Here is a 12,791-nt window from a genome sequence, read left to right as displayed (position 1 = left end):
TGCGGTGGAAGAATCGGCAGCATGACGCAAGCTGCACATGACGATTACGAACTGCCCGAGGGGTTCCATTCCCCCAAGCTTCAAGCGGTGGAAGACGCTCCCACGGCGCTGGAACGCGTGCGGGAAATAGTCAGGATCCTGCATGAGCCGGGCGGTTGCCCGTGGGATGGCGAGCAGACGAACCGGTCCCTCATCAAGCCGCTGCTGGAGGAAACCTACGAATACATTGACGCGCTGGAAACCGGCGACCGGGAGAACATGCGCGAAGAGCTCGGCGACATGCTGCTGCAGTCCGTTTTCCAGGCGCAGGTGTGTTCCGAGGATCCCGACGATCCGTTCACGCTGGACGAAGTGTGCAACCGGCTGGTCGACAAGCTCATTACGCGGCATCCGCATATTTTTGCCGAGAACGCCAGTGACTCCGCGCTCAACAGCGAGGACACGCTGGCGCTGTGGGAAACGATGAAGCAGAAGGAAAAGCGGCGCGACAGCGTGCTCGACGGCATTTCGAACGCGCAGGGCGCGCTCCCTCGCGCCTCAAAGGTGGCGTCGCGCGTGCGCAAGTCGGCGGATGCGCAGAAGCTGCAGCCTGCGTTCTCATTGCCGACGCCGGCTTCGAATGCCGAACGCTATGCCGACATGGTACTGCAAGCGGTACGCCAGGCCGACGCCGCTGGAGTCGACCTGGAAACCGCCCTGCGCAACCGCCTGCGCCAGGTCGAGACTGGCATTCAGCAGCTCGAGCAGTCCGAATGAGTTCGTCTCACTACCTCAGGTTCACATTTTTTCGCGACCGTGAAATGTCAACCGCGCTCGAGCGGGAGGAACCTTGCCATTTCGCCGATTCTGGCCGATGAGCTTGTCCTAGGATTTGCGAGCCGAAAAAATTGTTGGACGCCCCCGGTCCGGAGCGTCCAACAATTTTTCAGCAACACGGAATGTAGGACAATCCGTCGGGGCAGAAAACCGCACGGTACCGCCGATTCTGCCGAGATGTCCATGTCCTAGATTTCAGCTTCTGAAGAAAATGCTGGAAGGTGCTCCTGCGCTGCCAGCTGCTGGAGCGCGGTCACCATGGCGTGGATGAGGGCGTTGAGCGTGGCGGCATCCTGCGTGATGGCTTGCGGCAGCGCGTCCAGGTTCTTTTCGAAATCCGCCGGCAATGCGCTGCAGTCGCGCAGCGCCAGCTGACGCATGCGCTTCTCTCCCGGATGGGTGACGCGGTTGAGCGCGAAGACCACGTCGAAATACGAGTCCAGGAACGCGGCCACGCGGTTGATGACGTTGACGGTATCGCGGCGGCCTGCGGCCTTTGCGATCTGATGGTCGTACGCCGGCAGCGTCCCCGACAGCAGGTTCATGTTGCGCTCGACGATATTGCGGCGCAGCTCCTCCGGATAATCCACGCGGAAACGTTCCTGCGTTTCCGCTAGCCGTCCGTTGCGGTCGAACACGATGCGGCTGGTGACTACGTTGTGCCACATGCATGTCGTATAGCCGTTTGACGGCTGATGGCGTTCAACGACGTCGGCGACCTCCTCCATGAACGAATCGAGGTCGCGATAGAGGATGTCGATGTCGATGCCGTCGTTGAGCGTGCAGTTGTCTTCCATCTCCCAGTAGTGGTTGCCGATTTCCATGACCGCGCAGTACTCGCCGAGCAGTCCGCTCCGGCGCGCTTCATCAATTGGCGCGGTGGTATACAGGTACACGTCGTAATCCGATTTCGCGTCGTCGTTGCCGCTGGCCCGCGAACCGCCCAGCGCGATGGCCTCCACTTCGGGCCACTGGGCGATGCGTTCAAACAGCTCATCGACGTCCACGGGTTCGGCAGTACGGTTCGTCATAGGGTCCATCCTCCGGACTGAGGGTCTTCGCGTTTTCTTGGTTTTTGACGCGCGGCCTGCGCCCATCGTCATCGACAGGCGCAGGCCGCGCCATTCTCCATAAGGACAAACGCTAGCACATACCATGCGAGCCCGCAACGGCAGCGCCGAACTCCGGTTACCGGTCGGCTTCGAACTCCAGGATTGCGCCGGTGGTGGCGTTGATCTGGTAGTCGTATTCAATGTTGTTGTTGATGAAGGAAACGTCGTACACCTGCACGCCGTCATCGACCTCGAGCTTCACTTGCGTGAACGTCACCTTCTGGGCGCTCAGCCCGGCATGCTCCGCCGCGATGGCCTTCACTGCATCCGCGCTCAGCACCCCGTTGGCGGACGAAGTCGTGGATGCGGACGCCGACTGCGAGGAAGCGGACTTCTTGAACGCTTCGCTGGAACGTTCGAGAATGGCGCCGCTCCTGGCGTCGATGGTGTAGTCGTACTCGACGTTGTTCCGGTAGAACTCCACCTCGTATTCGCCATTGCCATCGTCGACCTGGAAGCTGGACTTGGTCACCTGCACGTCGTTCACCGTGAAGCCCGCATCGGAAACGGCGACGTCAACGGCAGCGTCGGACGTCATTTCCGTGGACTGTACCTTGGCCTGGGATGAAGACGACGCCGATGCGGATGCCGATGAGGATGATGACGACGATTGCGACTGCGACGCCGATGCGCCTTCATTGGATGACGAGACAGCTCCCGAAGAACCGCAGCCCGCGCTCAACGCAATGGCAAGCAAACCAGCGACGACCGCGCCGGCACGTCCCCAACGCCCTGCTTGATTCTGGTGCGAATCGTTGTTCATAACGCCCCTCCCGACAACGACAGGGAGCACGCAGCCGTTTATGATTTTCCGCGGCCGGGCTGCACCCTTGGCTAAAGCATCATCTACGGAACACAGTATACGGCTGCATGTCGCGCTGCCGGTTTCCATTGTGCCTATAGCGCACCTTCTTGTTCCTCGCCTGTCTCCGCAGACGGATGCCGTATCGCGACGCGGTCTTTTACTCCACGGCGCGTTCCATGATCAGGTCGCGCTGGGCGTCGGTTCCCAGCTGGAAGACATGGTCGCCGATCACCGTGAATCCGCGGTGCTCATAGAATCCGCGGGCCGCGTCGTTATGTTCCCAGACGCCTAGCCAGATACGATTCTTACCTTGTCGCTCCGCCTGTTCGAACGCAAGGTCCATGAGTCGGCCGCCAAGGCCGAGCCCTTTGTAGGCCTTGAGGATGTAGATGCGCTCCACTTCTAGCGCATCATCACCTCCTACCTCGGTCTGAGCTGAACCGACATTGGTTTTCAGGTATCCGGCCGGCTGGGCACCGACGTAGACGATGGTGAACGACGAGTCCGGATTGTGCAGCTCTTCGGCGACACGCTCCCAGGAAAACGATTCGTCGAGGTATCCCTGCATATCCGCGGCGGTATTGTCGCCTGCGAATGTCTCCTGGAAACACCGCGCCCCGATTGCACACAGCGTATCGAGATTGTCATCGGTTGCCTGCGCGATACGTACGTTCTCCATCCGTTCTGCCATGCCTATCAATCCTTCCTGCTACCTGCGGGTTCGTACGCTGGATTCAGCATACCCAGCGACGGCGGCGCTGGTAGACGACGGAATCGTCCCAATCGTCATCGACCAGGCCGGTGTTGCCTTCCCATACTTCACGGAATCCCGCGGCATCGGCTTCGGCCTTCATGCGCCGTACGGCATTGTCCTTATAGGTCTTGCTCATGTTGGTTTCCTTTGCTAGGTCGGTTAGGGACCTAGCGGAAACCTGAAAAGTATTGCGAATGCTGTCTCATAGTCGTCCATTCTAGCCGTTCGTAGTTGCGTTCAACGAGCGATCCGTCATCTAGCCATCTTTCATGGCTTGCAGCCACGCCGATGATACGTATATGATTGAAAAAAGTACGTAAGGAGGTTTCCGATGAGCAAACTCACGCTTAGCATCAGCGACGGCGCCATCCGGCTTGGCAAGGACCGGGCAGCCCGAGAAGGACGATCGCTCTCCGCCATCGTCGAAGAGCAGCTCAATGGATTCGATCCGAAGCTGGCGGAATACAAGATTTCCCCCGGCGTCATGGCTCTCGTAGGATCGATGGAGGGAGACGCGGATGAAGAAGACTACCGCCAGCACCTCGCGGAAAAATACGATGACTAGGCTTCTCCTCGATACCAATATCCTCCTTGATGCGACCCTGAAGCGGGAAGGATTGTGGGAGGCATCGGCAGCCATCCTCTCCCTGCCTGACTTCCATAGGGATTGCGAACTGTTCATCCCAGCGCATGCCATACCTACGTTCATCTATATTTGCCGCCGGAACCGCATTCCCGAAAAGGAAGCATGTCGGATAGTCGCCGGCCTTCTGCACTACGCCAGCGTCGGCGCGCTGGACGAAAAGGCGATTCTCCGGGGGCTGGGCTTCGGGTTCCTCGATACGGAGGACGCTTTCGTTGCCGCCATAGCTGAAAACCTCCATGCCGATTACATCGTCACCCGCAACGCCAAGGATTTTAAAGGTTCCCCGGTCCCACCCATCTCCCCCGAAGAATATCTTCAGCAGCAACAGTCATAGCTACGGGACAGAAGAAAAAGCCGATATCCGATGTGCACCTGTTTTTTGTTCCGGCTCTACTTTGAGTCGGAACAAAAACAGGTGCACATCACAACGCCGTCATCCACGCAATGGTGACCTCGCTGCAAGAAACCGGAAAACAGCAGCTGTGGGCGGGAAACTGAACCGAAAGTGCAAGTCTGTACACCTCCCGACTTGTCGCTCATTGACGATTGCGGTCGTACGGTTCGGAGCTTGATGGGTGGTTGCGGTTGATGTAGTCCCCCATTCCCGGAACCGTAAAGGAGACTTCGCCACGGAGGGGCATGTAGATCAGTCCCTGCTCGATAAGCTGGGACCGGACCTTGGAAAGCTGGCTGCTTGTCTTCCCCAAGTGCGCCGCAACGTTTGCAGAGGATGCCGTGTCCATGCCTACGGCGGCCAATGCCTCCATGTAGCGACGTCCCGCTGGAGTGGCCCGCTGCCAGCGGGAGTGGTACAGGCCTTATATACCCTTATATACCCTTATATAACTCTTTATACCCTTTTATAACCAAAAATTCGCCGCCATCTCGGAGCGCTGCCGAGATGGCGAACGATTCTGCACTGCTATGAACAAATCGGCAAGCCGGTATCCGTATGTCGCCGCCCGGATTGCCGGATAGCGGCACCCGGGACGTGCAGGAAATCTTGGAATCCCGCGAAGATGCCGGAACTCAGCCTTCGGTTTTCTGCGCGGCGCGGATCTTGTCCTTCGTGTCGCGGTCGTTGGCACCCTCGCCGGTGGACAGCGCGGCGATGAACGCTTCCTGCGGCACCTCGACGTGGCCGAGCATCTTCATGCGCTTCTTGCCGGCCTTCTGCTTCTCCAGAAGCTTCCTTTTGCGGGTGATGTCGCCGCCGTAGCACTTGGCGAGCACGTCCTTGCGCAGCGCGCGAATGTTCTCGCGGGCGATGATGCGCGAGCCGATGGCCGCCTGGATCGGGATCTCGAACTGCTGGCGCGGGATGAGCTCGCGCAGCTTCTTCGTCATCATCACGCCATAGCTGTACGCCTTGTCGCGGTGGACGATGGCGGAGAACGCGTCCACCTTCTCCCCCTGGATGAGGATGTCGACCTTCACCAGGTCGGCCGCCTGCTCGCCGTCCTCGTGGTAGTCGAGCGACGCATAGCCCTTCGTGCGGCTCTTCAACTGGTCGAAGAAATCGAAGACGATTTCGGCCAGCGGAATGCGGTAGTGCATTTCGACGCGGTCGGTGGAGATGTATTCCATCGTGCCCATGATGCCGCGGTGGTCCTGGCACAGGTCCATGACGGCGCCGATGAACTCCTTCGGCGTGATGATGTCGGCGGCGACCATCGGCTCGACGATCTTCTTGATCTTGCCTTCCGGGAACTCGCTCGGATTCGTCACGCGATGCACGGTGCCGTCTTCCGACGTCACTTCATACGGCACGTTCGGCGCGGTGGAGATGAGGTCGAGACCGAACTCGCGCTCGAGCCGTTCGGAAACGATTTCCATATGCAGCAGGCCCAGGAAGCCGCAGCGGAAGCCGAAGCCCAGCGCCACCGACGTTTCCGGTTCGTAGATGAGCGCGGCGTCGTTCAGCTTGAGCTTGTCGAGCGCCTCGCGCAGTTCCGGGAACTGCGCGTTGTCGATCGGGAACAGGCCCGCGTACACCATCGGCTGCGGGTCGCGATAGCCGGGCAGCGCCTCGGCGGCCGGATCCTTCGCGGAGGTGATCGTGTCGCCGACCTTCGACTGGGATACGTCCTTCGCGCCGGTAATGACATAGCCGACCTCGCCGGCGCCCAGCGCCTTCGTCGGCATCATTTCCGGCGAGATCACGCCGATTTCGATGGGGTCATGCGTCATGCTGATGCCCATCATATGGAGCTTTTCGCGGCTGCGCAGCTCGCCGTCGACCATGCGGATGTAGGTGACGATGCCGCGGTAGGAATCGTAGACGGAATCGAAGATCAGCGCGCGTGCCGGCGCTTCCGGGTCGCCCTTGGGTTCCGGGACGTCCATGACGATGCGGTCGAGCAACTCGGCGACGCCTTCGCCGGTCTTGCCGGACACGCGCAGCACGTCGGAGGGGTCGCAACCGATGAGCCCGGCGATTTCCTCGGCATGCTTGTCGGGCTCGGCGCTCGGCAGATCGATCTTGTTGAGCACCGGGATGATGGCGAGGTCATGGTCGATGGCCATGTACAGGTTGGACAGCGTCTGCGCCTCGATGCCCTGCGTGGCGTCGACGAGCAGCACGGCGCCTTCGCATGCCGCCAGCGCGCGCGATACTTCGTACGTGAAGTCGACGTGGCCCGGGGTGTCGATCATGCCGAGCGTGTATTCGACGCCGTCGAACGTCCACGGCACGCGCACGGCCTGGGACTTGATGGTGATGCCGCGTTCCTGCTCGATGTCCATGCGGTCAAGGAACCGGTCGTGCATCTCGCGTTCGGGAACGATGCCGGAGAGCTGCAGGATGCGGTCGGCCACCGTCGACTTGCCGTGGTCGATATGGGCGATGATACAGAAATTGCGGATCAAAGACTGATCGGTCGACCCCGGCTGGTTGTGCTGCTCGCTCACGCGTTCCTCCTATGAAGTTCCAACGCTACGATTCTACCGTTGCCCTAGATTAAGGCAACCGTCCGCTTCGTGCCCAGTCAGCCCGCGCCGTCAAGCGCGCCGGCAACGGGACAAAAGGAAAGGCCCCGGGCAATGCCGGGGCCTTTCCTATAAGCTGGAAATCAGTCCATCGCGTTGATCTGAAGAGCGAGGCTGGACTTGCGGTTGGCAGCCTGGTTCTTCGGGATGAAGCCGCGGCCAGCAGCCTGATCGAGCTTCTTGGCGGCGATTGCGAACTTCTCCTCGGCGAGAGCCTTGTCGCCGGCGGCGATGGCTTCGCGCACGTGACGCACGTACGTCTTGAGGGCCGACTTGACCGACACGTTGCGACGATGGCGCTTCTCGTTGGTGATCACGCGCTTCTTCTGCGACTTGATGTTTGCCACTATGTATTCTCCAAACGAATGCTTTACCTATTAGGACATACGAAGAAAGAGTATAACACGCCCCGTCGATCAACGCCCCGCTTGCGGTCTGCGCCCTCCATACGGTGGCTCCCGTTGACCGCGTGGCCAACGGGAGCCGACTCTTCACATCCTACGCTAGCGCTTGGCCACGGTCAGTCACGCTTGCGCCGAAGGAGCATGGTGCCGCCAAGCAGCAGCGTGACGCCAACGGCGGCAATCAGCGCGATGGCGCTGCCCGTGCGCGCGAGCGACGAGACCGAGGGCGTCTTCACGGTCCCTGACTTGGCGGACGCCGTAGCCTTGCGTGGCGCCGATGAGCCGGAAGCCGTGGTCGTTGAGCTGGATGAACCGCCCGACGACGTTCCGCCGGTGGTTCCATCCGACGTGCTATCGCCGGACGAGCTGCCGGAAGAGCCGCCCGAACCATCACCGGAGGGATCGTCGCCATCCCCGTCGTCGGCTACGAAGACGGCGTCAAGCTCACGCAGCGAGTCGATCGGTGCCGTATAGCGCTCGGCCGCAGAGACGATGTCGCCGCTGACAGGATCAAGCCAACCGGCGAACCGGTATCCGTCCGCCGCGCTTGCCTGCCAGGTCGCGTGGTCCTTCGCAAGCGCCATGATTGTCGTTCCGGAAACGCCACGCCAGTCTTCGACGGTGGCCGTGCCTCCGGCGGAATCGTCGGCGACGGTTCTCTCCTCGTTTTGGGCGGACGGCAGCGCGGCCGCGTCCGCAATGCCGGCGGTGACCGTCGTTTCGAATCCCCGCAACGATTCCGCCGCCGAACCGACCATCGCGTAGATGGCGCCGGCGACGTTGGCATTGCCGTCGACAGCGTTTTGCGGCACGGCGAGGAAGCAGGGCACGTCGCCGATCATCGTGCCGGAAACAGCGGCCACGCCATTGCCTCCGGTGAATCCGGCGTTGCCGAGCGGGGTGGCGGTCCATGTCGCGGTGTCGCCGTCGACGGAACGCTGGATGGCGACGGCGTCGCCGACGGCCGCCATGCCCACGTTGTAGAGGATGGCGCCGTTGGCAATGCGCATCGGCTCGTCTCCGGAGAACAGTGTGAAAGCGTCATGGTAGGAGAAGTCCCCAAGCCCTTCGACGAGGCCTTCGTCAATCCAGATTTCGCCGTCAAGCCAGAGTTCGTCATCAGTCCAGTCGTCGTCTACCCAGCCGTCGTCGACGCTGTCGTCACCCGTATCCGCGAAGACGGTGGCAATCGGCTCGGATGCCGGTTCGTGGAGGAGGAGACTGTCGTCGCCGGTGAGGCTGGCTCCCCATACGTTGAACGATTCATCTCCTGTCTCCTCGTCGAGGAACGTGACGAGCTGCATCCAGCCGAGGCCGTCTCCGGTGCGCACCAGCGTGCCGCTACCGACGCCAATATCCATTGGCACGGGTTCGAGGTCGGTGAACGCTTCCAGCTTCGCGTCGGACAAATCGGCCGGGTCAAAGCTGACCAGTCGAGTGAAGAGGAAGTCGTATTCGTCGTCGCACATGTACTCCTCGGCCACTACCCACATGCGTCCGTCGTAGGCCGTCATGCTGATGGCGTAGCTCTCGAACAGGGCCAGATCGCGATCACCGATGTTCATCCAGTCCTCATCGAGCGTCCACAGCCAGGTCCACCCGCTCCACGCTTGCCTTTCGCGATCATAGACATTGGCATAATACTGCACTGACGTGCTTACGGTGGCGTCCTCATTGGTCAACGTGACATAGCCGAGCGCCACTAGGTTGCCGTCCATCTGCTCGTATTGAATTCCAACGAACTGTACACGGTCAGCGGTGCAGGCAGCTGCATAACCGGTGCAGTCGGGAACACCTGGAGCTTCGAGTTCGGTCCATTCGCCAATGGCCGCGACGGCATCCATCTCGTCCTCGTTCGTGGTCTGCTCGAGCATGCCAGTCCATTCCCAGGCATAGGAGCCATCGGACGCGTCTGCCAGAAACAGCCCGTCGGACTTGGTCACCAGACTGCCCGTCGCCGCGCCGACGAAGCCTTCCGGCAGCTCGATCGCCTGCATGAGCACGCTTTCCTCGTTGACGAGCGGCACCGTATAGGAGCCTTCATGCGTGCGACCGGAATCCATGTCGGTAACGGTGAACCAATGCTCGTCGCCGTCGAGGATGGCTTTCAGATCCCCGTCGAGATCGGCCAGCGAGAAGGCCAGCCAGCCAATGCCGTCCTCGTCGCCGGAGAACTGCAACCGGCCATCCGCCACGCTGCCCACATCCGCGCCGTCGACGGCGAGCGCAGCATTCGACAGATGGTACCCTTCGAGGATGGCGTCTCCGCTGGCGGCATCCACGGAAAGCGACCAGGCATTGGCATTGATGTGGCCATTGAGGATGACGCCGTAGTCAACGCGGCCGTCGGTGGCCGTATCGATGATGTCGTCATACGTGTGCCACGGGTTATCGTCAACGGGCGTGGTGCCCCCGACAATCATGCCGCGCAGCTCGAGGGCGCTGGCATCCGGGTAGAGTGCGGCCAGCTCACCGACCATGCCGGCGACGACGGGAGCAGACATCGACGTGCCAGACATGTAGCCGTATGGCGCCATGTCCTGGGCGATGATTGGCCTGCCGGCGTAGAACGTCCACGCACCATCTTCCATCTCGTAATACGTCGATGGCTTCAATTGAATCGAATCCACGAACAGCACCTGTTCGGAAGCGGTGTCGGGTTCGCCGGAGCCACTGCCGCCATTGCCTCTCTGTTTGTTGAACAGGGCTTCCCAGTCATAGTGGAACATCGCCATGGTGTCGTTGCCCAGCCCCAACGAGCTGAAGAGACCGGCGGCTATCGGGCTGTCATCCGACCAGCCGATGCTGGCGAGGCCGCCGATGGTGGAGGCGGCATCCTCGTCGCTCATGCCGAAGAACGGATTATCGTCACGCCACAGAAAGTTGATATACAGGTCCTTGATCGACGAGGGATCATCGAGGAGCGCCGGGTCGACGGTCACCTTGATCACCGTTTCGCCGTTCCGTTCCACTGCCTCGACACTCGTTGCCGCAGCCGCTTCCTCATCGTCGGCAAAGGTCTCGCTCTCAGCATCCTGCCGTCCCACCGCATAGACGATTTCACCATCGGAGACCTGCCGCGCTTCCTCGATGGGAGCATAATGGACAGTTGGGGCGAGGTCCTCCATGGGCATCGAGTAGATAGCGCCATTTTCAAGGGCAGAGAAATCGGCCTGTGCATAGTCGGCTGTTTCCGCCACTGGCACTGTCGACAGGACGCTCACGCCCGGTGCCCCTACGTCCACGCTGGTTCGCCCGTAATCGGTGAAGAGAGCGTATTCGTTCTCATCGTTCGTCGCGGCAACCACCAGCAGATACGGCGTCTGACGGGTCTCCCCCGCCGAAAGGTTGTCCGGATCGTCGGCATCCACACAATCATTGCCGGCTGCCTGAACCGTCAAGACGCCAGCTTTGCCGGCTTGCGTCACGGCATAGTTTTCCGCCGTGGTCTCCGCTCCGTAGCTGCCAATGGAATAGTTGATGGCGGCGACGTTCACACCAGCCAGCTTGGCGGCGATGACGTACTGGAACGAGCCGACAAGTGCGCTCATCGTCATCATCCCGAGGTTGTCGGATGCCGCCTTGAGCGCCATGATTTCGCTGGATGCGGAAACGCCTGTGACGCCAATGCCGTTGTCGGCAGTCGCCGCGATGATGCCGGCAACGTGCGTGCCGTGGGCACAGCCTTCGCATGTAGGCATCGGATCGGTATCCCCCGCACCGAAATCGTAGCCGTACGTGCCGGATGGGATGCCCTGCGCCGCCAGTTCGTCGCCGCCGGTCCACATGCTGTCCACCAGGTCGGGGTGCGTGTAGTCGACGCCAGTGTCAATGACGGCCACAACATTGGTGTCCGTTACCTCCCCTGCCGCATCGAGTGCCGCCTGCAGGTTGATGCCGCCGTCGCCGTTGAGGACCGGATACTGCATGGGAACGAGAGGATCGTTCGTGGGATAGGCGTCCTCGAATTCCATGAGATAGTTCGGTTCCGCAGATTCGACGAAATCGAGCTGTTCAAGCTCGGCAATCAGCTCTTCGGTACTCGTGTAGGGTTCCGAAACCAACGCAATGCGCACGTCATCGCCGGATGGTATGCCGTCCAGCGTTTCCCAGACGGTGCCGTCCCCGTCATCCAGACTTTCAGCAGACGGCTCACCGTCGTCGAATTCGTCGCATATGGAAAAATCCCACGTCTGGCGCACCGTGAAGCCGGCATCGTCAAGCGGTTCGCCTTCCAATTCCAGCGCCATGTCGTCAAGTGACGGCTCGGCATCCTGCGCGGTCGATTCCCCGTCTTCTTCGTCCAACTGCTCGTGATAGACGACGATGGCCTGGCCGGGCACATAGGTGCCGTCCTGCAAATCCAGCGTCGTTTCCGTTTCCATAGTTTCCAGAGGTTCTCCCACGGCGCTGGCGGTATCCAGAGCAAACGCGGCCGGAGACAGCAGTCCGGCACCTACGGCCGCCGCGGCAAACCACCCAACTGCGCGTTTCCACCCCACTATACTGTTGCCACTCATCGCAACTTCTCCCCTCAAGCCAGCTCGGAGCACACCATTGTTCTCCGAGAGCATAACATTGTGTCCAACCTTACCCGTGCCTGGCTAAGCGCTCAACTTTTCAGGATCCGGGATGCCGTCAATGGCGCGTATCGGTCTTTGTTCCACCCCGTCTCCGTCGGGCATCGCACAACCGGCGCACATCGATTAGCGGCGCCGGGACTGCCGGAAGAGCCGTAGGATTAAATTCTATGAGTACCATTCAAGCATCGGGGGAATCGTTCATTGTCAAGACGTTCGGCGACCTCACGACAACGGAGCTCTACGCGATCCTGCGCGTCCGTTCCGCCGTCTTCGTCGTCGAACAGGAGTGCGTGTACCAGGACGTCGATGGCCTCGATGCCGCCTGCATGCACCTGTTCGCCTGGAACGCCGACGGCACCGAGATCGCGGCCTACCTGCGCATCCTGCCGCCGGGAGTCGCCTACGCCGACGCCGTCGGCATCGGTCGCGTGCTGACCAACGGCGCCCGGGGCACCGGCCTGGGCGGCAGGATGCTGCACGCGGCCGTCGCCTGCATTGACGCCGCGTTCGGCCACCCCGTCATCCGCCTCGCCACCCAGCAGTACGCGACCGGCTTCTACGCCCGCGAAGGCTTCGAACCCTGCTCCGCCCCCTTCGACGAAGACGGCATCCCCCACGTCGAAATGCTCAGGAACCCTTCCTGAGCGTTGCGGCTTAAGATTTTCCTGCTGCACTTGCAATGT

Annotated in this window: 12 protein-coding genes; 5 read left to right on the top strand and 7 right to left on the bottom strand. The window is 61.0% G+C overall.

Annotated elements, in window-relative coordinates:
* Positions 1-21 precede the first annotated feature (21 nt).
* Positions 22-756 (top strand): nucleoside triphosphate pyrophosphohydrolase, encoded by a 735-nt coding sequence (locus tag AC1AXT_RS00325; RefSeq protein WP_476539667.1) that lies wholly within the window; start codon positions 22-24, stop codon positions 754-756.
* Between the two features lie 248 nt (positions 757-1,004).
* On the opposite strand, the gene AC1AXT_RS00320 is transcribed toward AC1AXT_RS00325, so the two are convergent.
* Positions 1,005-1,847, bottom strand: coding sequence for a DUF4037 domain-containing protein (locus AC1AXT_RS00320; RefSeq protein ID WP_476539665.1), 843 nt, complete (start codon positions 1,845-1,847; stop codon positions 1,005-1,007).
* A gap of 157 nt (positions 1,848-2,004) precedes the next feature.
* Positions 2,005-2,466, bottom strand: coding sequence for a PepSY domain-containing protein (locus AC1AXT_RS00315; RefSeq protein WP_476539663.1), 462 nt, complete (start codon positions 2,464-2,466; stop codon positions 2,005-2,007).
* 16 nt (positions 2,467-2,482) lie between these two features.
* Here AC1AXT_RS00315 and AC1AXT_RS00310 point away from each other — a divergent pair, with 16 nt between their 5' ends.
* Positions 2,483-2,668 carry a hypothetical protein gene (locus AC1AXT_RS00310; protein ID WP_476539661.1) on the top strand — a complete coding sequence of 62 codons (186 nt, stop codon included), beginning with the start codon at positions 2,483-2,485 and terminating at the stop codon, positions 2,666-2,668.
* Between the two features lie 222 nt (positions 2,669-2,890).
* Here AC1AXT_RS00310 and AC1AXT_RS00305 read toward each other — a convergent pair whose 3' ends face one another.
* Positions 2,891-3,424: a GNAT family N-acetyltransferase gene (locus AC1AXT_RS00305; protein WP_476539659.1), complete on the bottom strand. Its 534-nt coding sequence runs from the start codon at positions 3,422-3,424 to the stop codon at positions 2,891-2,893.
* Positions 3,425-3,467: 43 nt separating this feature from the next.
* On the bottom strand, positions 3,468-3,623 hold the full coding sequence (locus AC1AXT_RS00300) for a hypothetical protein (protein ID WP_476539657.1): 156 nt from the start codon (positions 3,621-3,623) through the stop codon (positions 3,468-3,470).
* 195 nt (positions 3,624-3,818) lie between these two features.
* Here AC1AXT_RS00300 and AC1AXT_RS00295 point away from each other — a divergent pair, with 195 nt between their 5' ends.
* Both AC1AXT_RS00295 and AC1AXT_RS00290 read left to right on the top strand, forming a co-directional pair.
* A complete protein-coding gene (locus AC1AXT_RS00295; RefSeq protein WP_476539655.1) occupies positions 3,819-4,052 on the top strand; it encodes a DUF6364 family protein in 234 nt (77 codons plus the stop codon).
* On the top strand, positions 4,006-4,467 hold the full coding sequence (locus AC1AXT_RS00290; RefSeq protein ID WP_476539654.1) for a type II toxin-antitoxin system VapC family toxin: 462 nt from the start codon (positions 4,006-4,008) through the stop codon (positions 4,465-4,467). Before AC1AXT_RS00295 ends, AC1AXT_RS00290 begins: the two co-directional genes overlap by 47 nt.
* A gap of 695 nt (positions 4,468-5,162) precedes the next feature.
* Here AC1AXT_RS00290 and lepA read toward each other — a convergent pair.
* The 3 genes from lepA to AC1AXT_RS00275 all read right to left on the bottom strand — a co-directional run bounded on the left by lepA (position 5,163) and on the right by AC1AXT_RS00275 (position 11,910).
* Positions 5,163-7,043, bottom strand: a complete 1,881-nt coding sequence (lepA, locus tag AC1AXT_RS00285; protein ID WP_476539652.1) for a translation elongation factor 4 — start codon at positions 7,041-7,043, stop codon at positions 5,163-5,165.
* A 161-nt stretch (positions 7,044-7,204) separates the two neighbouring features.
* Positions 7,205-7,468: a 30S ribosomal protein S20 gene (gene rpsT, locus AC1AXT_RS00280; protein WP_476539650.1), complete on the bottom strand. Its 264-nt coding sequence runs from the start codon at positions 7,466-7,468 to the stop codon at positions 7,205-7,207.
* A gap of 173 nt (positions 7,469-7,641) precedes the next feature.
* Entirely contained in the window at positions 7,642-11,910 is a 4,269-nt protein-coding gene (locus tag AC1AXT_RS00275) for a S8 family serine peptidase (RefSeq protein WP_476539648.1), read from the bottom strand.
* A gap of 365 nt (positions 11,911-12,275) precedes the next feature.
* Between AC1AXT_RS00275 and AC1AXT_RS00270 the strand changes: the two genes are divergently transcribed.
* A complete protein-coding gene (locus tag AC1AXT_RS00270) occupies positions 12,276-12,752 on the top strand; it encodes a GNAT family N-acetyltransferase (protein ID WP_476539646.1) in 477 nt (158 codons plus the stop codon).
* Positions 12,753-12,791: the final 39 nt, after the last annotated feature.

This window comes from Bifidobacterium sp. LH_450, from assembly GCF_056356715.1.
Note: the sequence above shows the minus strand (reverse complement) of the source record. Positions and strands in the feature narration are given on the sequence as shown.